Source organism: candidate division TA06 bacterium, assembly GCA_004376575.1.
GTDB lineage: Bacteria > Hydrothermota > DG-26 > E44-bin18 > E44-bin18 > E44-bin18.
Map to the genome: position 1 here is coordinate 1 of SOJN01000020.1, position 24,506 is coordinate 24,506.

Annotated in this window: 18 protein-coding genes; 3 read left to right on the forward strand and 15 right to left on the reverse strand. The window is 50.3% G+C overall.

The features are described 5' to 3' along the window. The coding region (locus E3J62_01335) for a hypothetical protein (protein ID TET47444.1) at window positions 1-1,243 on the reverse strand (1,243 nt) is incomplete at its 3' end. A gap of 778 nt (window positions 1,244-2,021) precedes the next feature. On the opposite strand from E3J62_01335, the gene E3J62_01340 reads away from it, so the two are divergent. Both E3J62_01340 and E3J62_01345 read left to right on the forward strand, forming a co-directional pair. Next, window positions 2,022-3,362 (forward strand): hypothetical protein, encoded by a 1,341-nt coding sequence (locus E3J62_01340; GenBank protein ID TET47445.1) that lies wholly within the window; start codon window positions 2,022-2,024, stop codon window positions 3,360-3,362. A 124-nt stretch (window positions 3,363-3,486) separates the two neighbouring features. Beyond that, window positions 3,487-4,848 carry a hypothetical protein gene (locus E3J62_01345; GenBank protein TET47446.1) on the forward strand — a complete coding sequence of 454 codons (1,362 nt, stop codon included), beginning with the start codon at window positions 3,487-3,489 and terminating at the stop codon, window positions 4,846-4,848. Window positions 4,849-5,132: 284 nt separating this feature from the next. On the opposite strand, the gene E3J62_01350 is transcribed toward E3J62_01345, so the two are convergent. From E3J62_01350 to E3J62_01415, 14 genes are all read right to left on the reverse strand, one after another. After that, window positions 5,133-6,677, reverse strand: a complete 1,545-nt coding sequence (locus tag E3J62_01350) for an Rne/Rng family ribonuclease (GenBank protein ID TET47447.1) — start codon at window positions 6,675-6,677, stop codon at window positions 5,133-5,135. Further along, a complete protein-coding gene (locus tag E3J62_01355; protein TET47448.1) occupies window positions 6,670-9,075 on the reverse strand; it encodes a DUF2344 domain-containing protein in 2,406 nt (801 codons plus the stop codon). The genes E3J62_01350 and E3J62_01355 overlap by 8 nt, the downstream gene beginning before the upstream one ends. Next, window positions 9,072-9,971: a 3-methyl-2-oxobutanoate dehydrogenase subunit beta gene (locus E3J62_01360; GenBank protein ID TET47449.1), complete on the reverse strand. Its 900-nt coding sequence runs from the start codon at window positions 9,969-9,971 to the stop codon at window positions 9,072-9,074. Before E3J62_01360 ends, E3J62_01355 begins: the two co-directional genes overlap by 4 nt. Beyond that, window positions 9,950-11,101, reverse strand: a complete 1,152-nt coding sequence (gene porA, locus E3J62_01365) for a pyruvate ferredoxin oxidoreductase (protein TET47450.1) — start codon at window positions 11,099-11,101, stop codon at window positions 9,950-9,952. The genes E3J62_01360 and porA overlap by 22 nt, the downstream gene beginning before the upstream one ends. Continuing rightward, window positions 11,098-11,670: a pyruvate ferredoxin oxidoreductase gene (locus tag E3J62_01370; protein TET47451.1), complete on the reverse strand. Its 573-nt coding sequence runs from the start codon at window positions 11,668-11,670 to the stop codon at window positions 11,098-11,100. Before E3J62_01370 ends, porA begins: the two co-directional genes overlap by 4 nt. Before the next feature lie 337 nt (window positions 11,671-12,007). Continuing rightward, window positions 12,008-13,288 (reverse strand): GGDEF domain-containing protein, encoded by a 1,281-nt coding sequence (locus tag E3J62_01375; GenBank protein ID TET47452.1) that lies wholly within the window; start codon window positions 13,286-13,288, stop codon window positions 12,008-12,010. Beyond that, window positions 13,285-13,998 (reverse strand): phosphoribosylaminoimidazolesuccinocarboxamide synthase, encoded by a 714-nt coding sequence (locus E3J62_01380; protein TET47453.1) that lies wholly within the window; start codon window positions 13,996-13,998, stop codon window positions 13,285-13,287. The genes E3J62_01375 and E3J62_01380 overlap by 4 nt, the downstream gene beginning before the upstream one ends. After that, window positions 13,995-15,290 (reverse strand): adenylosuccinate lyase, encoded by a 1,296-nt coding sequence (locus E3J62_01385; protein ID TET47454.1) that lies wholly within the window; start codon window positions 15,288-15,290, stop codon window positions 13,995-13,997. The genes E3J62_01380 and E3J62_01385 overlap by 4 nt, the downstream gene beginning before the upstream one ends. Window positions 15,291-15,371: 81 nt before the next feature. Further along, window positions 15,372-16,502, reverse strand: a complete 1,131-nt coding sequence (locus tag E3J62_01390; protein ID TET47455.1) for a trypsin-like serine protease — start codon at window positions 16,500-16,502, stop codon at window positions 15,372-15,374. Between the two features lie 40 nt (window positions 16,503-16,542). Then, window positions 16,543-17,214 (reverse strand): fructose-6-phosphate aldolase, encoded by a 672-nt coding sequence (gene fsa, locus E3J62_01395; protein TET47456.1) that lies wholly within the window; start codon window positions 17,212-17,214, stop codon window positions 16,543-16,545. 63 nt (window positions 17,215-17,277) lie between these two features. After that, complete coding sequence (truA, locus tag E3J62_01400; protein TET47457.1) at window positions 17,278-18,039, reverse strand: tRNA pseudouridine(38-40) synthase TruA; 762 nt, start codon at window positions 18,037-18,039, stop codon at window positions 17,278-17,280. 1 nt (window position 18,040) lies between these two features. Continuing rightward, window positions 18,041-18,835, reverse strand: a complete 795-nt coding sequence (locus tag E3J62_01405; protein TET47458.1) for an energy-coupling factor transporter transmembrane protein EcfT — start codon at window positions 18,833-18,835, stop codon at window positions 18,041-18,043. A 21-nt stretch (window positions 18,836-18,856) separates the two neighbouring features. Then, the gene (locus E3J62_01410; GenBank protein TET47459.1) at window positions 18,857-20,383 is read right to left on the reverse strand and encodes an aromatic amino acid lyase; all 1,527 of its coding nucleotides are present in this window, start codon (window positions 20,381-20,383) and stop codon (window positions 18,857-18,859) included. Between the two features lie 165 nt (window positions 20,384-20,548). Then, window positions 20,549-22,483: a T9SS type A sorting domain-containing protein gene (locus tag E3J62_01415; protein TET47460.1), complete on the reverse strand. Its 1,935-nt coding sequence runs from the start codon at window positions 22,481-22,483 to the stop codon at window positions 20,549-20,551. Between the two features lie 545 nt (window positions 22,484-23,028). Here E3J62_01415 and E3J62_01420 point away from each other — a divergent pair. Next, window positions 23,029-24,468: an MFS transporter gene (locus E3J62_01420; GenBank protein TET47461.1), complete on the forward strand. Its 1,440-nt coding sequence runs from the start codon at window positions 23,029-23,031 to the stop codon at window positions 24,466-24,468. Window positions 24,469-24,506: the final 38 nt, after the last annotated feature.

Genomic DNA, 24,506 nt, shown 5'->3' on the forward strand with positions numbered 1-24,506 from the left:
CCTGTCTGCCTGCAATATCGTAAATCTTGATGCTGGCTGCACCCGGTCGAGCCAAGTGGAAGCGAACCTTGGTCCACTGAGAAAATGGATTTGGGCTGTTTTGAAAGAGTCGGTAGGAAAAACGCTTGCCTGCTAGCTCCATCTCCACTCCTGTTGTTGGGCCTCTCTTTGCATACTTGAGTTCTGAATATAGATAGACCGAGTCATCATATTGAGTGCCGTCATATGCTATATGAAGATTGTTGTCTTTGTCGATTGCAAGTGAATTATAATAACCTGTACCCGTACCTGCGTCATCGACCAACTCCGTGTTCCAGGCAGAGCCATTCCAGTACGTATGTTTCAGCGCATCCTGGTTCCCATCGTGGTAAGTAACGTGCGCGTATCCATAGGAATCGACCGCAATACTCGTTTGCCCCCCTACCTCTGCTGTTACATCTATCGTTTCTATCGCCCAACTGGAGCCGTTCCATCTCGCCACTCTCATTTCATTATCGGTCCCATGATAAGCTATTTGTGGATATCCGTCTGATCCGATTGCAATCGAGGTAAACCATCCTAGTTCACCCAACGTATCGACCCTCTCGAACTCCCAGCCGCCGCCGTTTTGCCAGGCAAGCTTTACGTTGAATAAAGGGCTGCCCTCCATGTGGCTTATGTAAGGCGTCATCCCAAACTGCAAAGCTAAGGAACTGTATAGTCCTACAGAACCGGGGCTATCGACCGTCTCAACAACCCAGTCGGACCCTGTGAAAAAAGCATATTTCAGATTGCGTCCAGTTAGCGCATGGTAGGCAATGTGAGGTCTTCCGCTGTCGTCAGTGGCAATGGATGTGTAGTAGCCAACTCCGGGAGAGCTGTCAATTCTGCTGGTTTCCCACTGACTGCCCGTCCAGCGTGCATATTTAAGGTTAGAGCCATCAGTTTCACGGTAGCTGATGTGTGGGTGTCCACTTCCATCAAGGGCAATCGAGGTCCACTTTCCCACCCTACCGTCATTGTCCACCTCGGTAATAAGCCACTGACTCCCTGTCCAGGTGGCGTACTTCAAGCTGGTCTCCCAGCCGTCATTGTAGCTAATATGAGGCCGGCTACTGTCGTCAACGGCAATCGAACAATAGTGCCCTCTTAGCCGTCCTGTTTCAATGGTCTGTATCTGCCAGGCCAGTGCTGATGTCACTAGAAATATTGAGGCAAGCACCAGGACTACAGCCCTCAATTTCACACTGAGTCGTTCTTTCATGGTCTTCCCTCCTTGTCTTTGGCCCTTTCAGGCATAAGGAATCCCCGAGCAATGAGCAACTCGGGTTTCAGTACACCAGATACTTCAGTGCTTCTCGGAAACTTGTGCGTTTCGGCAGTCATCAGACTACGCCCCTTACTCTTAGTAAAATCTAGCGCATACCCTCCCTTTTGTCAACACCTCTTTATGACATCCAGAACCACCTGCTCACTCTGTGTGAACACCCGATTTTTGCCGGCTGTTCACAGGGCATCCGTGCGCCCGAAAAATGATACAATCACAATACTTCATAGCATTACCAGCCCCGAAATTCGGCTTGGGGGCAGGTAGCTTTATATCTGAGATCTAAGATCTCGTACAGGAGGCAAAAGCTCAAAGACTTTTGCAAAACTGCGTGCCAGGCACCAGCCCCTAGAATAATACTCTACTTGACATGTCCAATATAGACACATATGATTGTAGTCAAGTAAGAAGGAAAGAACTCCGACTCTCGGCTGTCACAGAAAGCAGGGCATTTTAAGGATGCGGACAGTCGAACAGGGCGACGAAGGTTACCTCCGAAGACTCACGACAGGATAAGAACGACCTCAGGAATCATGCGATATCGGCATCCTCCTATCAACTGGCCAGACTGGTAAGGTGTTTACTTCTACGACACCATGGCGGAAGAGTCCATCCGGAAAAAGAAGATGCTCATCCTGAAATGATGGGATGTGCTTCAGAACAGTAAACATTATCGTGGTTGTGACGTAATCGAAAAATCTTCAAAGGAGGGGCAATGGCAAAGAGGACGCTTTTCTGCGTAGCTCTGGCCGGATTGGCTGTATCTGCGGTGGGATTGGCACAACAGAAAGAGAACGTCGATGAGGTCAGGCTTGGTAGAGTCAAGATCAGTAGAGTGGAGCAACAGGTGGTGAGGCCTGCAACAGCAGCGCCTGTAATTCCCTGGCATATCAACTACCAGGGTTATCTAACGGATGATGCGGGAAATCCTTTGAATGACACGCTCAGCATGGCCTTCAGCATATACACGGCTTCAGCCGGTGGAACCGAGCTGTGGAACGAGGCTCAGAACATAGGCATGGAGGATGGGCTATTTAACGTAGTCCTGGGCAGCCTGACACCCATACCCCCGGATGTTTTTCAGACGGGTGAGTCACGATGGCTCGAGCTTGTGGTGGAGGCGCAAATTCTGTTGCCAAGGACGGAGATTACCAGCGTTGGATACGCATATCGAGCCTTCAAAGCAGATACTGCGGACTATGCGCTCGATGCTCCTCCTGATAGCGACTGGATCTTAACAGGCAGTGTGCTTTATCCTATTGGTCAATACGGCCTGGCGATGCGCGGTAATGTGCTGCTCGGCGACAGCACCAGCACTTATTCCCAGGTAAACTTTGGTGTCGAATGTACTACGGGCGGTCCATATTCCACAGTCCGGGGGGGACATTACAACCGGGGCCACTCTGAATCGGTAGCATGTGGGGGATCACATAACGTCGCCAGCTCAGGTTGGGCCAACGTGGCGGGCGGATATAGCAATGCTGGGGGTGGAACAATGCCAGGCGGTAGATTCAACCAGTCCTCCACCGTGACCTCTGTGGTCTACGGTGAATTCAATAGGGCTGTTGTACTGTGCTGCTTTATTGCAGGCCGCGGGATCTTGGTATGGCGTGTGTATTCATTGGCATTTGGACGAGGTTTTACACCCTCAACTCGTGATGCTGTCATATTCAGCAACTCGTTCGCGAATATCAGAGTTGGCATCGGGAACACAGCTCCCACCCATGCGCTGGACGTGGGCACAAATGGTGCTTTTTGCGATGGTTTGACCTGGGTGGATGGCTCAAGCAGGGAACATAAGGAACAGATTGCTGAACTCAGCTTAGATGAAGCCCTGGAGGCACTGAGTGAATTGAAGCCAATCACGTTCAACTACAACTCTGACAAAGGCGAAAGGTGCGTTGGCTTCATAGCAGAGGATGTACCTGAACTTGTGGCGACAAAGAACAAAAAGGGGCTGAGTCCCATGGATGTTGTGGCGACCTTGACCAGAGTGGTTCAATACCGGCAGAAGGAGATCGAATCGCTCAAGAAGGAAATCGACGCTCTCAAATGAGCGCGATACATAAACTGTTCGCGTGGATGACGGGATGCCCAGTTAAGAGGTTCGGGGTGTGGTTCAGAATACCCCACCAGCATCACGGTTTTGACATAGGCGAAAAATCTTCAAAGGAGGGGCAATGACAAAGAGGATACTTTTCTGCGTAGCTCTGGCCGCGTTAGCTGTATCTACGGTGGGATTGGCACAGCAGAAAAAGAACGTCGATGAGGTCAGGCTTGGTAGAGTCAAGATCAGTAGAATAGGGCAACAGGTGGTGAGGCCTGCAATAGCAGCGCCTGTAATTCCCTGGCATATCAACTACCAGGGTTACCTAACGGATGATGCGGGAAATCCTTTGAATGACACGCTCAGCATGACCTTCAGCATATACACGGCTTCAGCCGGTGGAACCGAGCTGTGGAACGAGGCTCAGAACATAGGCATGGAGGATGGGCTATTTAACGTAGTCCTGGGCAGCCTGACACCCATACCCCCGGATGTTTTTCAGACGGGTGAGTCACGATGGCTCGAGCTTGTGGTGGAGGCGCAAATTCTGTTGCCAAGGACGGAGATTACCAGCGTTGGATACGCATATCGAGCCTTCAAAGCAGATACTGCGGACTATGCGCTCGATGCTCCTTCTGATAGCGACTGGACCGTAACAGGCAATGTGCTTTATCCTGTTGGCCAATATGGACTGGCGATGCGTGGTAATGTACTCCGTGGCGACAGCACTCACACCCATGCAAACTTTGGTGTCGAATGTACTACGGGCACTGCGGGCCAGAACGACAGATATTGCACTGTCGGCGGCGGTCATGGCAACATGGCCGGCGAGTACGCGACAGTTTGCGGGGGAGAATACAATACCGCCAGGGGAACTTACGCCAGCGTTGGCGGTGGATATAACAATACGGCAGATGGATTTGCTTCAACAGTGTCGGGCGGCACACGCAACTTCGCCGGAGACTATGGCACTGTGGGCGGCGGTGAGGCCGACACAGTTCTTGGGGCTTACTCTTTTGCTGCGGGCAGCGGGGTCAAGATAGCGGCAGGCGCTGACTATACATTCGCATTTGGGCGGGATTTCACAACTTCAACTCCCAATGCCGTCATATTCTACCACTCGCCCGGCCCCGTCAGAGTTGGCATTGGAAACACGGCTCCCACTCATCTGCTGGATGTTGGCGGAGCTTATTGTGATGGCGGGGCCTGGGTAAACGGATCAAGCAGGGAACATAAGGAACAGATTGCTGAACTCAGCCTAGAAGAAGCCCTGGAAGCAATCGGTGAATTGAAGCCTGTCACGTTCAACTACAAGTCTGACAGAGACGAAAGGTGTGTTGGCTTCATAGCTGAGGATGTGCCTGAGCTCGTAGCGACTAAAGACAGAAAAGGCTTATCGCCAATGGACATAGCAGCTGTCTTGACCAGAGTAGTCCAGTACCAGCAGGAGGAGTTCGAATCGCTCAAGAAGGAACTCGCTGCTCTTAGGAAATAGAACTACACAGACTCCAGAACACAAGGTACCGAGAACCTGGAGGCCGCCCTGTGGCCTCTTCAAGGGCTGTTTTAGGCGCCCATCAAGGCATTCATCTCCGAAATTGTAAAATTGAGGGGCGAAGTCGAGGGGAGCGGAAGTCCTTCGCTATGCTCAGGATAAACTCCGGATCTGCTTGTGCCAGATTCCTTCGCAATGGGGACAGGCACCTTTATATCTAAGATCTAAGATCTCGTGTCTAGCTTCTTGTTCAGAAGTTTACAGGTGTTTTTCAAACAACTAAATCAGGCGGGGAAGTCCTTCGTGATTTCGCGACTTGTTTCTAGCAGAAAGACTTTGTAATCATCCACCTTGATGGAAAGATCCTCTTTCAGCTCAATCCCCATACGCTTGTCGTGGGAGACCCTGGAGAAGAGGTCCAGCCATTTCATGCTCAGATGTTCAGCAACAGCCGGATTCACCCGTATCTGAATATGCTGCCCCTCAAGCTTATCCGCCGCTCTCTTTAGCCATCGTTCAAGCCTCATTGCTACCGAATCCATTGACAGCACTCTTCCTGTCCCATCGCAGGTCGGGCATGGGTCGCAGAAGGCCTGAACGAGAGATGGGCCTGCCCTCTTCCGTGTCATTTCAACGAGGCCGAGTTCACTAATTCTGAGAACCTTCGCTTTTGTCTTGTCCCTCTTGAGCGTCTTTCTCACTTCTCCCGTGATTTTCCTTCTGTCTGCCTCATCTTCCATATCGATGAAGTCGATTACGATTATTCCGCCAATATCCCTGAGACGGAGCTGCCGGGCTATCTCCTGAGCGGCTTCGAGGTTTGTCTTCAGAATCATCTTTTGAGGATCGGATTCTCTGGCAAAACTTCCACTGTTAACGTCTATGGAAACAAGGGCTTCTGTTTGGTCAATGACTATGTATCCCCCGGTCTTCAGCGGGATTTTTCTCTCGAATATCTGCTCTATTTGCGGCTCAACCTTGTATGCATCAAAAATGGGTACTTGCCCTTCGTATAGCTTGACCTTTGATTGGAGATCATTTGACATGCTCCTTGCATAGGAAAGTGCTTTCTTGTATTCGGCCTTTGAATCAACCACGAACGCATCGACGTCTGAGTTGAAGATATCTCTGATCAGTCTGGGCATTAGGCCGATGTCTCTGTGTATGAGAGCTGGTGCAGATTTTTTCTCCGCACCGGCCCTTATTCTGTTCCATGTCTTAAGAAGATGTTTTACGTCACCACGCAGTTCAGCCTCAGACTTCCCAACCGCCTCTGTTCTTATTATCAGACCACAACCCCTGGGTTGAATGGCAGCAGCAATTCCCCGGAGCCGGTCCCTCTCTTTCCTGTCGTCAATTCTTCTGGATATCCCGACATGATTAACACTTGGCATGAGAACAAGATACTTGCCTGGTATGGATATGAATGTCGTCACTCTGGGCCCCTTCTTCCCCAGGGATTCCTTGGCAACTTGAACAAGCACCTCCTGCCCCGCTTTCAAGGTCTTGCCCAGGTCACCCTTAAGCCTGCCTCTGGAGTCCTCCTCGGCCATCTCAGGGGCAACAACGGTATCTCCATAGTCGAGCATCTCATGGCTCACATCTGCCATGGGCAGGAACGCAGACTTATTATGGCCGATATTGAGAAACGAAGCCCTCAATGAAGGCGAGACATTTTCCACTCTCGCTTTATATATGTTGCCTACCATTCTTTTCTGGCCCACACGTTCCACGTACAGCTCCACCAACTTTTGATCTTCCATCACCGCAATTCGGATTTCGCTCGGATTGACGCTGAGAAGGATTTCTTTGTATGTTTTCTTACGCATGAGTCCCTGATTCAGTTATGGGCGCGAGAAGAGCTCCGCCTTTATAGGTGTACAGTCCGGTCCGTTCAATATCCAGGTGAAGAAACTCCCCGGATGGCTGACCGCTCATTGCGGAAAGAATCTCTCTCGGTCCAACCCACCCTTTCTTGGACATCAAGATTTTCATATGAAGATCATCATCCTCAGACTTCATATCCACCAGAAGAGGTTTCACATCGATTGCCCTGTGTTTTTCCCCTCTGACCTGTTCTATTACGCAACTCTCTCTTGACATGAACTCCTTGACGACCCCATCAGGCATTTTGATACTCTTGACTCTGTATTCAGCGACATCAAGAATCTCGGACAACGACCTGGATCTTGCAAAAACGGGCGTGATCCCAATTATCTTGAACCCGGCTGGAGTGGCAGAAGCTACTGAGGACAGAAGATCCCTGCTCAATGGTCCCTCAACTACGAAGTCAAAATACTCGCATCTGGAAGTCATTCCAACAGACAGGGGCGGGCCGAAAGAGACCTTTGGTCTTGGTGAAAACCCCTGCGAGTAAACAAGCGGGACATTTGCCCGTCTCAGTGTCCTCACAACAGCTCTCATCACATCAAGATGCGATGTGAATCTTACTTCTTTCAGCTTCATGTACTTCACCCTGTGTTTCCCAACCCGGTAAGGAGATCTGGAATCCACTTTCCTTACACGCCTCCCGAATTCTCTGACAGCAGCTTCAGTTTCTGGGGCAACCTCCAGAACTGCAGTCTGGTCTGTGGGAACAGATCTCATCTTTATGAAGGACCAGGGCGTCTTTTCGTCGTCTCTCATCCTCTTGCAGTAAGAGAAAGGATCAATGCCTGATTCTTCAAAAGAGCTCATCCACTTCGCATAGTCGAACCGCTCACTCCAACCGCCAAATCTGCACCCCTTCCTGAACGCTGCCAGAATCACGCTGGAGAGGCTCCTATCCCCTCTTGACATAACAGCTTCCAGAAAAGAGACGTGTGGGTCGTGCCAACCAACCTCGATCCCTTTCCCCTTCAGTTGAGCCTTTATGTATTTGGCTTTCAGGAAAAGTTCCTCCACACCTTCCTGCTCCTCTTTCTCAAAGGGCGTATGAGGCTTTGGTACAAAGCTGGACACAGACACCTTGAGCCGGCCGCCCTTGGCCTCACTCGATATCCTCTTGCACAGTCCCACAATGCCCTCAATATCTTCATCACTCTCAGACGGAAGACCAATCATGAAGTACAGTTTTACCCGGCCAAAACCGAGACCATAAGCTGTCTTTGTACTCTGTATGATCTTGTCTTCAGACATTGGCTTTCCTATCCTACGTCTCAGTCTTTCAGTTCCAGCCTCAGGAGCAAGAGTCACCGAGGTCTTCCTTACAATTTTAAGGGCGGACCCAAGCTCCTCCGTTAGCGCGTCGGCTCGGACTGAGGAGAGGGAGAGTGAGGTCTTGGTCATATTCAAGATTTCTTCCAACTTTCTCAGGAGATCTATCAGATGAGGATAATCTGCCGGGGACAAGGAGACGAGCGACATCTCCTCCCACCCTGAGCTTCGAAGGCCTTTCTTGACCAGCTCAAGTATGTCTGAAGGGGATCTCTTTCTCAGCGGACCATACATGACGGCCGACTGGCAAAACTTGCAGGAGCGGGGACAGCCTCTCATCATCTCGACGGCAAACCTGTCATGGGTAATTCCGCAATAAGGGACTATAGGTTCACCGGGGAAATCCTCCAGGGACAGCGTTTTTGTGACTCTTTTCGTGATTTCGGCAGGGGTGCCCAAAGAGGGAACGTAGCTTCCAGGTATCTGCGCAAGCGCCGCCAGTGTTTCTCCTCTGCTGGTCTTCTCCTTTTTCGTTCTCAGCAGAACTTCAGCGAGCTCCTTGACTGACTCCTCTCCGTCTCCTATGAAGAAACAGTCGATGAACTCTGCCAGAGGTTCAGGATTGAGGCAGCAAGGGCCTCCCGCTATGACCAGAGGATGAGTTTCTTCTCTGTCCGCAGACCTGAGCGGCAATCCTGACAAGTCAAGCATATTCAGGATGTTTGTGTAGGTCAGCTCGTATGCAACCGAGAAGGCCACCACGTCAAACTGACCAACCGGAACCCCAGACTCTAGCGCAAACAAAGGGATGCTGTTCTTTCTCAGCAGATTTTCCATGTCTGTCCAGGGAGCAAAGAACCTTTCACAGGCTATCTGAGGAAACTTATTCAGAAGATGGTAGACTATGCGAACACCAAGATTGGACATTCCAATTTCATATCTATCGGGATAGGCAAGAGCAACTCTCAAGTTTACAGAATTGTGATCTTTGTGGATGGAGTTGAACTCGTTACCCACGTAGGTCGCAGGCCTTCTCACGTACGGAAGGAGACTTTCCACGTCAACCTTCATCGATCAACCTCCACCCTGGCAAGGAGCCTGTTCCACTCAGTGTCCGTCGTTTTCTGTATCTCTTCAATCTCTTTGGCTGTCAAATGCTTGAACCTGCCTTGCATCTTTACATAACCTCCAACCGGAATCCCCTTGGGCTGGACTGTTATCCTGTAATCAGTCCCATTCTCCACTTCGTAAAGTGGAAATGTCTTTGACTCAACAGCCATTCTTGCCAGCTTTATTGTCAGTTCAGGAGAGTATCTCCAACCGGGAGGACACGGGCTGAGTATGTGGATGAAGCGCGCTCCTCTTATCTTCTTGGCCTTTCTCACCTTTGCCTTCAAATCCTCTGGATACGCCACGGAAGCAGTCGCAGCATACGGTATACGATGAGCAGCCATTATCTCAACCATATTCTTCTTGCGTGTGAGTTTTGGATGTCTTGCAGGTGTGGTTGTTGTCCAAGCCCCTTTGGGTGTAGCTGAGCTTCGTTGAATTCCGGTGTTCATGTAGGCCTCATTGTCGTAGCAGACATATATGAAATCGTCGTCTCTTTCTGCGGCTCCTGAAAGGGCCTGAATGCCGATATCGAATGTACCACCGTCTCCTGCCCAGGCCACAACCTGAATGCCCTTTTTCTTCTTCACCTCAAAAGCAGCTCTTATGCCCGATGCGCATGAGGCTGCGGTCTCGAAGGCTGTGTGATAGATTGGAATTCTGAAACCTGAATAGGGAAAAGGACCAGCGATTATCGTATAGCAGCAGGCAGGTAGAACCAATACCGTTCTCTTTCCCAGAACAGTCAGCACATGACGCATTGCTACTGGAGCACCGCACCCCTGACATGCCAGGTGACCCGAAGTCATGATCCCGCTTTCTAAGACATCCAAATCTACGTCTTCAGGCCTACCCATATAATCTCCTCCTCAGGTTCATCCGCCTTCATAGTTGACTCTATGATCTGTCTCACAGTCTGTGGAGTTATGTCCCTCCCGCCAAGCCCGGCAACATAGCCGAAAATAGGCTTGCGACCTTCCTTGTACATAATGGATCTGATCTCCGATGCGAAAATACCCCCGTGTCCAAAGGAGATATTTCTGTCTATTACTGCCACTTTCTTGCATCTCTTAAGAACCTTTCTTATCTCTTCGGCTGGAGAAGGTCTGAAAACTCTGACTTTCAACAGTCCAACCTTCACTCCCTCATTTCGCATTTTTTCTATGGTGTATCTGGAGGTTGATGACACTGTTCCTGAAGTAACCACAATTGTCTCTGCGTCATCACACATGTATGGTTCTACAAGCCTGTACTGCCTGCCAAAAGTCTTGTTAAACTCAGCGTGGGCCTTTTCCACGACATCCAGCGTATTCTCCATTGCCTTCTGAATCTTGTATCTAAACTCAAAATAGACATCCGGAGTAGCAAGGCCACCAAACGCATGAGGTTCATTGACATCAATCTTAAAGGGGGCCTTGTAAGGAGGGAGATAGGTATCAACCAGTTTCTGATCGGGTATATCGACGGGCTCGAACGTGTGAGAAAGCACAAAAGCATCCAAGACCAGCATGGAAGGAAGCATGACCTGTTCTGATATCTTGAAAGCCTGAATGACCGTATCCAGGACCTCCTGGTTGGACTCACAGTAGAACTGTATCCAGCCCGTATCCCTCTGCGAAAGTGAGTCATTCTGGTCTGTCCAAATCGACCACGGCGCTGCCATGGCTCTGTTCACGTTTACCAGCACTATTGGCAACCTTGCTCCAGCGGCCCAGTGTAACAGTTCATGCATCAGAGCAAGCCCTTGCGCACTGGTGGCCGTAAAAGCCCTTGCACCGGTCGCGGAGGCCCCAATGCAGGCTGCCATTGCCGAGTGCTCGGATTCAACCTTTATAAACTCGGTACCTGTCTTCTTCTCAGCACACATTTCGGAGAGAAGCTCGACAATCTGGGTTTGGGGTGTTATAGGGTAGGCTGCAATAACCTCAGCTCTGGAGAGCATGGCGCCGTGTGAAGCCGCATGATTCCCTGCAATCACCTTTCTCATCTCCTACCCCCGGTCTTCCTCCCGATACGAACTGCGTCGAATGCCTCCCTGGCTGCCTTCTCATTCGACGCTAGGTTGGTCGGGACTTCCTCTCTTATAGCCTCTACCACTGACTCAATGCTGACAAGACCGGTTATCCGGACAAAGGCGCCCACTATCGATGTATTCACTATTGGTGAGGCCTTGGTGCCCAGCCCGTACTTTAGAGCTATTTTTGTGGCATCCACAGAGGCAACATTGAACTGCTCTGGTGCATCAATCTCATGTGGAGGCAGTTTACTGTTTATCAGTGCCCATCCACCGGCTTTCAAGCCTTCAGTCACATCTACCACAGGCATTAGAGTATGGTCGAGCACGATTATGTGGTCAGGCTCATATATTCTGCACCGCAAGTTTATGAGATTGTCATCGACTCTGGCATAGGCTGCTACCGGAGCACCTCTTCTCTCCACACCAAACTCGGGGAAAACCTGAACAAACTTGCCTGCCTTGAAAAAGGCGGACGCCAGCACCTTTGAGGCGACAACAGTTCCTTGTCCTCCTCTGCCGTGTATTCTTATTTCTATCATTTACATTACCTCAGAATATATAGCTTATTTCAGGACGATAATACTATTTTTTGTGATTAGGCCTGTCCATACTCCAGCCACTTTTTCTCCAATTCGAGTATAACCCAGAAGAGAACCGATAGCAAGTGTACCCTCTTGGCCAGGGAGACAGAAAAAGGCAGAGTCCCGTCTCCAGCTCCGTTCTTAGGCGATAAAACTAGAATTAAGTCCGGTGCCCCTGCACAATTTCCGGGCTCTATTCTGGCATTCTGGACAAGACAAAAATGGAGTTTGAGAAAAACTGGTATCGCCGCTGTCGCGACGACATGGAGAGCACCTGCCAATCTACCTCTCTTAATCAGCTCTGAGTAACGGCCGCCATGTCGGTTCTAAATGCTACCACTCTATTCTTTCCCGCCCTTTTCGCCGCATACAGCGCCTTGTCAGCTGACTCAAGAGCGGTCTCTGTATCGTTTGCATCTTCTGGATAACTTGCGACTCCGCCGCTGATAGTCAATTTCCCGCCTGGTTGGGTCTCTTCTCCCGGGAACTTCTCCCTCTCAACCAGGAACCTTATTCGCTCCGCTAACCTATAAGCACCTTCTTTGTTCACATGGGGCACGATTATTATGAACTCTTCTCCCCCGTATCGCGCAGGGATGTCTATCTGACGAGTGTTCTCTCTAAGCAACTGCCCTATGCGCCTCAGTACCTCGTCACCGGCAGGATGGCCGTGCTGGTCATTGTAGCTCTTGAAGTGGTCAATATCGAACATTATGAAACTAAGCATGTGACCTATGTCTTTGTATCTTGTTATTCTGCTTGCTTCAATTTCAAGAAGTTCCTTGAATTTCCTCTTGTTGAAGAGCTGTGTTAGGCCATCAGTATCTGCAAGATGTTGGGTCTTTTCAAAAAGCTTGGCGTTCTCCATTGCCATGGCGCCGATACTGGCAATGGTACGCAATATGACCTTTTCCAGTTCCGTGCAAACATTCAACCTTGACAAGTTCAAGACCCCCATGAGCTCATCTCTGAAGTAAAGAGGTGCACAAATCTCGGTAATGAGACCACTGTGTGTTGTCTCTTCTATCCTCTCTCTTACGATGTTGCTCTCCTTCTCGAAGTCCTTTCTTGCCATGATTACCCTTTTCACCGCCGTATAACCTATGAAACCTTCACCCATATTGATTGTGAGATCCCTCGGAACCTCAGCCGGAAGGCCATAGGCCAAGTGCAGCTTCAGCTTCTTCCCATCCGCGGTGGGAAGAAAGAAGGATGCCTCACCAGCGTCCAGAATCTTTTCCACCGCAGACATGAGCCTCTTGGGTATCATTTCTCTGCTCTCGAGCGAGCCAAGGTCTCTCGCCAGATCCTGCATGAGAGTAAGCTGTGCTGTCTTGTGACTAATCTCAGATTCAAGCGACTCTACATTGTCTGATATGGCTCTCACCCGTTCCCGAGAATCAGCCTCTATCTTCTTTATCCTGGCCTGGACAGCCTGTATCTTGGCCTTGGCAAGCGCCCTCTCGACCGCAGATTTCCGGTATGTAGTTACTGCCAGAGTAATCGTGACAAGAAGAGCAAGTCCGAGAAATACAAGTATAGGCAAAAGATTTGAGAATTGGCCCATTGACATCATCCCATCTCACAGATTCGTTTCCGCACTTCCCTGTATGCCTCCTCAATGCCACCCAGGTCTTTTCTGAACCTGTCCTTGTCAAGTTTTTCCTTGGTTTCGCTGTCCCAAAACCGACATGTATCCGGAGATATCTCATCCCCGACAAGAATCTCATCGCCTGAGGCACCGAATTCCAGCTTGAAATCGACAAGGTCGATATTTCTGTCCTTGAGGAACGCCTTTAATACCTCATTTGCTCTGAAGGCAGCATCCTCCATCTTTTCTAGAGTCTTCTCTTCAACAAGACCCAAGGCCCTGATATGGTACTCGTTGATCAACGGATCATGGAGTTCATCATCTTTAAGATGGTACTCAAGAACAGCAGACTTAAGGGTTTCACCCTCCCGAATACCAAGCCTCCTTGACATACCGCCTGCTACAGTATTCCTAATAGTGACCTCGATAGGAAACATCTGGAGACCCTTTACGAGCATGTCAACCTCATCCAGCTTCTCAACAAAATGGTTGCTTACCCCATTTGAGGCGAGAACTTCGAAGAGCCTTGCAGAAATCGCATTGTTGTAGGCACCCTTTCCCTGGATAATTCCTTTCTTATCGCCATCTCCTGCAGTTGCATCGTCTTTGAAAGTCTGAATCAGAAGTTCAGGTTGATCGGTCTCATACAAGATCTTCGCCTTTCCTTCGTAGAGCTTTTTCCCTTTCTTAGTCACTCCACACCCGCCCTTTCGAAAATCCTATCAACATTCTTCAAGTGTTCTTCCATGTCAAAACATGCATCTAACTCATCAGTTGTGAGCTTATCCCTGAGCTCTTTGTCTTCAAGAAGTACGTCTCTCAAGTTTTTGCCGGACTCTAAGGCAACGGTCGCATTTCTCTGGACTATCTCGTAGGCCTCCTCCCTGGACAAACCTTTCTTCACCAGTTCCAGCAGAACCCTTTCAGAGAAGACCAGCCCCTTGCTCATTGAAATATTCTCAAGCATTTTCTCTTTATGCACGGCAATGTTGTCAACCACGTCTTTGAATTTCCGGAGCATGTAGTCAACCATGATAGTGCTGTCAGGAATAATCACCCTTTCTGAAGAGGAATGGCTTATGTCCCTTTCACCCCAGAGTGCTATATTCTCAAGACTGGCAAGAGCATTGGTCCTCACCAATCTGGCAAGCCCACACATCCGTTCGCATACTATTGGGTTTCTCTTGTGAGGCATGGCTGAACTACCCTTCTGGCCTGATCTGAACGGTTCTTCCAGTTCTCCAATCTCGCTCCTTTGAAGAGATCTCACCTCCGTGGCGAACCTCTCTATAGACGCGGCCGTTATGGCGAGAACATTCAGATAATAGGCATGCCTGTCCCGCTGAACAATCTGCGTGGACACAGGCTCCGGCTGCAACTCGAGCTTCTCGCAGACGTATTTCTCGACATCCGGACTTATGTTACCATAATTGCCGACTGCGCCGGAAATCTTGCCGAAGGAGATCTCATCAACAGCCGTCTCCATGCGCTCCCTGTTGCGGACGACCTCCACGTACCAAGAGAGAAACTTCAGACCAAGGGATGTAGGCTCAGCCTGAATACCGTGAGTCCTACCGAGAATTGGAGTCCATTTGTACTCAAGGGCCTTGGTTTTCAATGAACTGACCAGAGCATCTAGATCTTCAATGATGATTTGGCCCGCTTCCCTCATCAGAATCGCCAGCGTCGTGTCCAGTACATCAGAAGAAGTCATACCCAGATGGACATATCTGGCATCGGGCCCTATATGATTGGCAAGGCTCGTCAAGAAAGCTACAACATCGTGCCTCACCTTTTTTTCAATCGTCGATATCTCTTCAAGATCGTAGCTGGCCTGGGACCTGATTCTCTTCGCAGACTCTTTGGGAATCAGACCCAGTTCTGCCTGGGCTTCACATGCTAGTATCTCAATTTCAAGCCAAGTATCAAACTTCTTCGTCAAAGACCATACTTGGCCCATCCGGGGGAACGTATACCTAGAAATCATAGGCTGGTCCCTGTCTTCTGCCAAGCGTATTATTATACCCGCACTGCCCACCTTTTGTCAACTCTTTTAGGCCGCTACGCTTCATTTCTCTTTTCTCCGCAGTTCTATTACTGCAAAAGCAGTATGTACCATCTTTCCCTCCCTGACTATTTCGAGTTCGACCCTTTCGCCGACATACGTGGAGAGGAGAAAGTTTTCCCAATCGACTTCATCCCTTATCAGCCCGGAGTCGGCTCGCTTGATTACATCGCCACGCCTGATGCCTGCCTTTCCGGCCGAACTACCTCTATCAACCTCGACCACCAGCACACCTGCGTTCGATTTAAGTCCAAGGGCCCGTGATACTTCTTCTGTAATCGATTGCGTGTGGGCTCCAATCCATGGCTTTCTGATTCGACCGTATCTTGTGATGTCATCTATGATCCTCTTTGCGTAACTAATTGGCCGGGCAAAACCTACCCCTTCTGAACCACCGCCTGAGGTGAAGATGAACGTATTGATACCAATCATCTCCCCATCTGCGTTCACCAGCGGGCCTCCCGAGTTACCGGGATTTATGGCGGCATCAGTCTGTATCATGTCTCTGTACAGAGCACTAGACCTGTGACCAGACCTTATTGATCTGTGCAGTGCGCTGATCACACCGACTGTTACTGTCGGCTGGGTGTCGTCCAAAAGATATCCAAAGGGATTCCCTATAGCTATGGCCCATTCTCCTATTATCAGGTCGTCCGATTGGCCTATCGTGGCAACTGGCAGGTTTCCCCCTCTTATCTTGACTACTGCCAGATCAACTGCTGCGTCCGCGTCCACCAGTTCTCCGGCCATGACCCGCCCGTCAGGCAGAGTAACCTTTATCTGCTCTGCGCCCCGAACCACATGTTCATTTGTCAGAATATATCCCTCGGACCTCACTATTACACCCGAACCAAGACTTTGAATCTGTTCTTTGTAAACCCTGGGAGCAAACAGATCACCGAAATATTCCCTGATTACCGGATCGGCAAAAAAACCGGGGAAAGGATGTGAGGCATAGAGTTTGGTCTGCAGGACATTAATAGAAACGACAGCAGGACCGACTTTCTCCGCGGCCCTGACTATGGCATTCACTCTTGAACTGGTGATATCATTGTTCGCCTCTTGCGAAAAGGTGTGCACAGCAAAAACCAGGAACAGACCTGCTGCCAAAACCAGAATTGCTATTCTTCGCAAGGGCGACACCTCATTGGAATCGGCTAGGTTGACCGCTGGGCTACTCTTTCTTGCCAGCCTTTTCTGCCTTCTCCCAGTCCTCCTTAAACCTCGTGATACCCACGTCCGTCAGCGGATGACGGAACATTTTGTTTATGATGGCAAAGGGGATGGTGGCTATGTCTGCGCCGATAAGGGCTGCTTCGACTACGTGCACAGGATGCCTGATTGAGGCGACAATCACCTCAGTGGTTATGTCATAGTTCTCGTATATGGTCACTATCTTTCTTATCAAATCCATTCCTGTCTGCCCGGCATCGTCCAACCTTCCTATGAATGGACTCACGAATGCCGCGCCGGCCTTGGCGGCCAGAAGAGCCTGATTAGCAGAAAAGACAAGGGTCATGTTGACTCGGATTCCCTCAGAAGAAAGTATCCGTGCGGCTTTTACGCCCTCTTTCGTCAGTGGAACTTTTATGGTTATGTTCTTGGCAATCTTCGACAGCTCCCTCGACTCTGACACTATCCCGTTCGCGTCCAGGGACATTCCCTCAGCATTGACCGGCCCCTGGACCATTTCACATATCATCTTGAGAATCTTCTGTGGATCCTCCTTGGTCCTTTCCATCTCTCTACCCAATAATGTCGGATTGGTAGTAACCCCGTCCAGTATGCCCAGACTGGCAGCCTCCCTTATCTCTTCCTGGTTCGCTGTGTCAATGAAGAATTTCATGCTCAGCATTCCTCCTCTCAGGTCTTCCTGTCTCTGATTTGAACTGTCAACAACAGCTCTCCTTTAGTATTTCACCGCCACGAGAAAAAGGCCGTGCGGCGGAGCCGTAGGGCCAGCTCTCCTTCTATCCTTAGCCTCCAGAATGTGCGCAATATCCTCCATGCTATGTCTTCCCCTCCCAACATCCACCATGGTTCCAACCATAACACGAACCATGTTGTGGAGGAACCTGTTCGCCTCTATCTCATACTGCAGCACATCTGCTTTTCTTCTCCACACCGAAGAATAGACCACGCAACTGCTTTCGTCAACAGTCGATTTTGCCACGCAGAAACTGGTGAAATCGTGACTACCAATGAACACATCTGAAGCCCTCTCCATTTCACCTATATTCAAGTTATACTTGATGTGCCATGCGTATCTCCTTCTAATAGGAGACCTTATGACACATATGTCATACCGATAGACCCTGGACTTTGCGCTGAACCTCGAATGAAAGTCCGGGGAAACTTCATCTGCTGACTTGACCACGATATCAGCAGGCAATCTGGAATTGAGTGCTCGCTTCAGAATGTGAGTGGGCATATCTGAACTCGTCCTGAAGTTTGCCACCTGGCCGCAGGCGTGAACCCCTTCGTCGGTCCTCCCTGCTCCTGTAAGACGAATCTCTTCGGAAAGAAGTTCTTGCAAAACAGATTCAATTGTCCCCTGGACAGTTCTTAGGCCCGGCTGTATCTGGAAACCGTGGAAGTCAGCACCGTCATACTCCATCACCAGTCTTACGTTTCTCGTGGCCTCATTTGCATCCACTGCGGCTCCATTCATCTCAACGCGCAACCAACAGGGCAAGAGAAACCAGTATCACAGATAAGACAAGAGAAATGTAATCGGCCCGACGCATTCTCCTTTCTATCAATCTTGTTCTCTCCGCACAACTGCGAAAGCATCTGGACTCCATCGCCAGGGCAAGTGTATCTGCTTTCCTGAACGTGGACAGAATAACTGGAACGAGCAGAAAGACAGCAGACCTCAGAGCTCTCAACCCCTTTCCCTCAAGAGGAGCACCCCTTGATCTCTGTGCCAGAGCTATCTCACCCACCTCATCCACAAGTACTGGAACATAGCTGAGGGCGAACGCGGACATGAGACCCAGTTCATGAATCGGCACCTTCAGTTTTGTTAGAAAACCCAGGGGTCTGGATATTCCATAGGTCAGGTCCAGAGGGGCGGTAGTCAGAGTAAGAACAGAAGCAGCAGTTATGACCAAAACAAGCCTGCAAACCGAAACGGCGGCTGCCGCAATCCCCTCAAAAGTCATATTCAAGAATCCAAGTCGGGCAATCACAGTTCCTTCGGTGAAAAAGAGATTGAGAAAGACTGCCAGCGCAATCAGCCAGACAAAGAACTTAAGATTTTTCACCGCATACTTGAGGGGAACACGCGAAAGACCGATGGCGACAGCCAAGAAAGCATAGAGGAGCAGAAAGGAGGCAGGCCTTTTGGCATAGAGAGAAGCGGCCATCAGAAGAAGCGCCACCAGGAGCTTGGTACTGCTGTTCAGTCGATGGACCAAGGAGTCAGACTTGTAGAACCTACCCAGTGTGAGATCCACAAGGGCCATCCAGCCTCCTGTGTGGAAAGTCTAACTCAGCTTTCCAACGGCCTTCTCCACCTCTTCCAGAACTTCCCCGGATCTGACAACAGATGTGAGCCGGTTGACATCATTGAAGAGAGGCCTGTCCTCGTCAAGAAACTCCACGTACTTCCGTATCACGTCGTAGGCCACCTTTACGCCTTTCCCGGGCTTGAGAGGCTTCCTTAAGTCCACGGCCTGTGCACCGGCCATCAACTCTATGGCCACCACGGCATCAGCATTCTCGATTATCTGTTTTGTCTTTATCGCAGTGGTCATACCCATGCTGACGAAATCTTCCTGATCTGCCGCTGCCGGAATGGATCCTGTGGCAGCCGGGTGGCAGAGGATTCTGTTTTCACATACCAGTGAACCAGCCGTGTACTGAGTTAGCATCAATCCTGCAAACATTCCAGCTCCTTTTGAGAGAAATGCGGGAAGGCCCATGCTCAGATTCGGGTTCATCAGCCTGTTCATTCTTCTTTCTGAGAGTGCAGCAACGGTCGTCACCGAAGTCCCGAGGTACTCCAGAGGTAGTGCAAGGGGCGTTCCCTGAAAATTCGCTCCGGTAATGCATATTCCACCCTCGTCTTCGAAGAAGAGGGGGTTGTCGCCCACGCCGTTTGCCTCAATCTCAAACGCGCCTCTTGTGTGTTTCAGTGCATCTTTCGCCGCACCAATGACCTGTGGGGAGCTTCTCAGGCTGTACGCATCCTGCACCTTTTTCCCCTTCTGCTTCAAGAGCTCACTCCCTTCAACAATCTTGCGGACATTTGAGGCGCACTCAACGGCGCCTGGAAATCCTCTCACCTCGTGGAGTCTCGTATCATATGCAAGCATGTTCGCGTTCAGCACCTCAAGAGTCATTGCGCACGCGATCTCTGAGGTCTTTATCCACCTTTCCGCATCGTGGATCTGGAGTACACCCATCCCCAGGATGACATTTGAGCCGTTGATTGTGGCAAGTCCATCTCTCGCCTCATATCTGATAATCGGTATGCCGGCCTTGTCCATAGCCTCCCTGCCACTCATTCTCTTCCCTTCAAAGATGGCCTCTCCCTCACCAATGGGAACCAGGGCCATCTGGGCCATTGGTGAAAGGTCCCCGCTGGCTCCAACAGAACCTTTCTGGCACATAATGGGTGTCACGCCCTTGTTCAGCATGTTTACAAGTGTTTCAACGATCACTAGCCTTATGCCCGAGTGGCCATTGCACAGGACGTTTATTCTGGTGAGTATGGCTGCCCTGACAGCGTCTTCCTCGACTGGTTCGCCATAGCCTGCAGCGTGACTGTAAACTAGATATCTCTGAAACTTCTCAACCTGTTCAGGTGTCAATACCACTTCCGAAAGCTCACCTATGCCAGTGGTCACACCATACATGACTGCTCTTTCCTTCACTTTTCTGTCGACTATTTCTCTGCACTTCTCTATCTTCCTCATGGCATCTGGTGAGATTACTATCTTCTCCCTGCCGCGAGCTACCTTCAATATCTTCTCGACGGTCAGATTCTTCCCTGTCATTTGTATTGCCATTGGCAAACCTCCTCTTAATCTTGAAAGGCCATTCTATCCGGCAGGCGTTCCTTTTTCAACTCAAATCTAATGAAGAACGAGGAAAGAATCTCTGGATGACTCCTTCACAGCAAAGCCCCCCCGGGAATCATCCCAGGAGGGCTCCAGTTTCCAAGAAAGTGTTCCTCAGCGCAGAATAGTCATCTTCCTTGCAGCGGTGAAATCACCTGCTGTCAAGCGATAGAAGTATGTACCGGTCGATACTTCTCTTCCCATCTCGTCTCTACCATCCCACGTCACTTCCTTGTATCCAGCCTTTTCCATGCCGTATGCCAGGGTCTTCACAAGCCGTCCAGTGATGTCGTAGACTTTGAGAGCGACCTGACTCTCCTCGGCCAAAGCATAACTGACTGTCACCTGCGATCTGGCAGGATTGGGGACACTCTGGTTCAGGGTAAAGACTTTTGGAACTGTAAGGTTCGGTCGAGTTTCCTCAGCAACGCCCACCCAGTTGCTCCTATCGAAGTAGCAGTAGTTGGCGCCACTAGCGACATAGATCGTCCCGTAGTCATTCCCGGGCACCCACTCTATCCTGGGCCCGACAGTGCCGCCGGTGGTAACGTCGAAGTCATTCACTGGGACAATTGAGGTCCATGGCAGCCAGTAAGAAGGGTTTGAAGTGTGAAAGACTGTATCGGGTTCTCCCCCGATTTCTACCTCGTAGACAACATGCCATCCCCCGCCCATCCGGCCAGTAACATTAGGACTCCATGATCCTACAGCAGTCGTGTCGCCAATATACGACCAATACCAGTTGGCACCACCATTGGGTGAGGTCAAGTACTTAATCCAGTAAGTACTCGCGCCCAAATTCTCATAGACACAGATCACCGTGTCACCCCAGCAACCAATCGAGCTAAACCTTGCGACTGGTCCGGTTAGCTCGCTGATGAAATCGTTGAAATTCGACCCGGACCACCCAGCAATGTGGACGTCATCGTCGGTTTCGATCCAGGAGAACCAGGTGTGTAAGCTTCCGAAGTTTTGATTCCAGTGGGAGTCCAGCCCTCGTTCTGCATCGACCACACCGGTGGCAACCTCGACGAAGCTCAATCCGCCAGCATCATCCCAGAAGAGCACCAGACTACCGTCTGCAAGAATGGCGGAGTAGTAAACCCGGTTATTGGTAGCCTCTGCATTCGCACTCAGGTCAAGATCCCTTATCTCACTGTTCTTGTCGAAGATCGTTTTAAAACCGTAGGTAGCATCAGAGCTGCCGTCGGATACCAAGTGCCTTCTCAATCGAGCGCTCTCCTGGTCTGTGTTGCCGGTGTAGGACACCCAGAAAAAGCCGCCTACAACAGTAGCACTTATGTCGTTTATCTCATAGCCGGCAAACCAGCTGTAACTCTCCGACCAGCTCGCACCATCATCTGTGGAAATGTTGACTGTCCACCGAAAAGTCCCGGCGTCATCCAATAGAACTGCAGCGAAGAGGTGTCCAGTGCCCCCGTCAAAATCAAGCTCCTCATTATAGATATCATCCCGGGTTCCGATTCTCACATCACTGCCCCAGAGATTTTGCCTCTTAGGAGTCTCTATGGGCGTTTTCCAACTTACACCCACTGCAACCTGCTGGATGTCCATCAGCTTGCCTAGCTCCCTGAATAGGTAGAGGGCGTGCCCGTAGGCGCCGTTGTTCCACGCGTCCTCCACCTTCTCAGCCTGAGCGAGAACTTCCTGAGACATACCCGTGGGCAGCTCGAGCTTGATTAGCGCGTTCTCCCTTTCGGCAGGCGTCAGATTCTCCAGCTTTTGCCAAATAGGCTCCTGGCTGGTGGTTTTCTCCCGCCTCCAATGCCTTACCGATTCATCGGCTTTGCTGGCTGGTTCAATCCGGCCGTGATTCACCTCGGTTTCTGTCTGGACCCCGTATATATTTGGTATGATCTCTTGCACATTTTTCGGTGTATTCGACCGGACCGCATTCTGGGTGACTGGCCCTCCCGACGTACTAACTTCATCTGCGCGAGCTGAATCCAACCCGCTTGATAGGAGTGCCAATCCAAAGACTACCAGCATTAGAGTGGATAACCGTAGACAAAATCGCAATCTAAGCATCACTGTTCCTCCTGTTCAACAAAAATGGAAATCCCAGAAACGTTTCTCCGCTCCTCCAACGAGATCTGATGTCTTCGCACCTCCCTTCTGAAGATACAAAGGTTAAACCCCACCGCCACATCAACCGCAGCCTCTCAACTTTTCATTGTTCAGTTTTTGCGAAAGCAAGGAAAGAACTGAACGCATGTGAGGACATCTCAACTGGCGCATCAGCCCTGATATCCGATGCTTCTGTCTGGACACACGATTCACGGGCTACTGCACGGTCCCTACCTTTACTTGCCCCCTTCATCACCTCCTCCACCACCGCATGTCAAAGTAGACACCCCATACTTCAATTTGTTCTTTGCATTATATTTGAAATCCTCCTCTTGTCAAGGAAAAATCCTGAACCCATGGCGACCCCGTGTATCTCACTTCGCGAGAAACGGGGCAGGCAGGTGTAAACTTTTGAACTTTTGCCCTTTCACCTCCTCAAGACCTTCGTCACTGCCGTTGCTGAGGCCCCAAACGCCCTGGCAACCTCAGAAGCAGACAACCCGTACATGGCCACTGAGATCACAAATGCCTTGTGGCGAAGTGTTCGCTCAGTTCTCCCGCGAGGATCGAGTAACAGCCCTGGATTGACCGCCAATTGGCGACTTACAGCAAAAGTCAATTCCTGTCCGGCCCGTTTCACGAGGTCACCATGCAGTGGGCAATTTTTCTTTCAAACCAGGGTTCTATCTGGTATTCTCGCCGGAATGACGTACATAAGGCGCAATTTTACGCTCACAGCTCTGAACGGCATTTTCTTCAACTTCGCTTCTGCCTTCCTTTCTGAAACTACTGTGCTCCCTGCATTCATCAGCAATCTTACAAATTCAAGGGTTCTCGTAGGATTGGCAGGATCGCTACAAAGAGCATCCTGGCCTCTACCGCAGGTGATTGTTGCCCCCTTTGCAGAGCGGACGGAAAGGAAGATGCCCATTTACATCCATAGCGCATTTGTGCGATTCTTCTCCCTTCTCGCCTTGTCTCTGGTCACCTTCTCATTTGGAAGGTACGCCTCTCCCCTGCTTCTGGCCGTGTTCTTCGTTGTGTATGCAATCTTCTCCCTCTCAGGGGGAGTCGCAGGCCTATCCTTTATGGACATTGTGGCCAAGGCCATCCCTGCCAACAGGAGAGGATCACTCTGGGCAATCAGAATCTCTGTAGGTTCAGGATTCGCCGTAATAGGAGGCTTTATTGTCAGACATCTGCTTCGGACTTTGCCCTTTCCTGTCAACTACGGGACCATCTTTCTGATATCCACAGCCCTCGTGGCCGTGGGTCTCACACTTTTCAGTTTCGTTGTAGAACCGATTCAGCCGGTGAGAAAGGAAAGAAAGGGATTGAAAGAACACCTCCGCGAGGGAAGGCTCATATTCCGCAAAGATGCAAACTACAGGGGCCTGGTGCACGTAAGGCTACTCATCGGAATCTTGTTTATGGCATTCCCATTCTACGTAGTTTTCGCAAAGGAGACCGGTGGGTTTGAGGAATCTTCAGTAGGATTTCTTCTTGCCGCGCAGATGCTGGGCCTCATGTTGTCAAACATTCTATGGGGGAACATTGCAAACAGATTCGGCTCAAGACTTGTTCTCATCGGAACATCCCTCTCCGGGATTGTCCCGCCGCTGGGAGCTCTGCTCTTTCCACTCCTGACGCCGGGGCAGTGGTACTTTCCAGTCTTGTTCTTTGTCATGGGAGTGTCTGGTGCGGGACTCAGATTGGGATATTCCACATTTCTTCTGGATATCTCTCCACCACTAGAAAGACTGACATACATCGGCTTCATCAATACTACAATAGCGCCGGTCCTCTTCCTGCCCACCGTCGCTGGTGTAATCGTAGATACCATCTCTTATGAGGTTCTTTTCGGAATGGCCGCTCTCGCCGGCGCACTTGCCCTGTACAAGTCTATTCTTCTCAAGGAAGTCAGAAGACCCGACACCAAGACATAAGGTCTAAGACGCAGGATGTAAGATAGCTGTACGATGGC

Excerpts from the sequence above, each read along its gene's own strand:
- E3J62_01340 (TET47445.1), top strand. The coding sequence starts at position 2,022 with ATGGCAAAGAGGACGCTTTTCTGCGTAGCTCTGGCCGGATTGGCTGTA.
- E3J62_01345 (TET47446.1), top strand. The coding sequence starts at position 3,487 with ATGACAAAGAGGATACTTTTCTGCGTAGCTCTGGCCGCGTTAGCTGTA.
- E3J62_01350 (TET47447.1), bottom strand. The coding sequence starts at position 6,677 with ATGCGTAAGAAAACATACAAAGAAATCCTTCTCAGCGTCAATCCGAGC.
- E3J62_01355 (TET47448.1), bottom strand. The coding sequence starts at position 9,075 with ATGAAGGTTGACGTGGAAAGTCTCCTTCCGTACGTGAGAAGGCCTGCG.
- E3J62_01360 (TET47449.1), bottom strand. The coding sequence starts at position 9,971 with ATGGGTAGGCCTGAAGACGTAGATTTGGATGTCTTAGAAAGCGGGATC.
- porA (TET47450.1), bottom strand. The coding sequence starts at position 11,101 with ATGAGAAAGGTGATTGCAGGGAATCATGCGGCTTCACACGGCGCCATG.
- E3J62_01370 (TET47451.1), bottom strand. The coding sequence starts at position 11,670 with ATGATAGAAATAAGAATACACGGCAGAGGAGGACAAGGAACTGTTGTC.
- E3J62_01375 (TET47452.1), bottom strand. The coding sequence starts at position 13,288 with ATGATGTCAATGGGCCAATTCTCAAATCTTTTGCCTATACTTGTATTT.
- E3J62_01385 (TET47454.1), bottom strand. The coding sequence starts at position 15,290 with ATGATTTCTAGGTATACGTTCCCCCGGATGGGCCAAGTATGGTCTTTG.
- fsa (TET47456.1), bottom strand. The coding sequence starts at position 17,214 with ATGAAATTCTTCATTGACACAGCGAACCAGGAAGAGATAAGGGAGGCT.
- truA (TET47457.1), bottom strand. The coding sequence starts at position 18,039 with ATGAATGGAGCCGCAGTGGATGCAAATGAGGCCACGAGAAACGTAAGA.
- E3J62_01405 (TET47458.1), bottom strand. The coding sequence starts at position 18,835 with ATGGCCCTTGTGGATCTCACACTGGGTAGGTTCTACAAGTCTGACTCC.
- E3J62_01410 (TET47459.1), bottom strand. The coding sequence starts at position 20,383 with ATGGCAATACAAATGACAGGGAAGAATCTGACCGTCGAGAAGATATTG.
- E3J62_01415 (TET47460.1), bottom strand. The coding sequence starts at position 22,483 with ATGCTTAGATTGCGATTTTGTCTACGGTTATCCACTCTAATGCTGGTA.
- E3J62_01420 (TET47461.1), top strand. The coding sequence starts at position 23,029 with ATGGCCACTGAGATCACAAATGCCTTGTGGCGAAGTGTTCGCTCAGTT.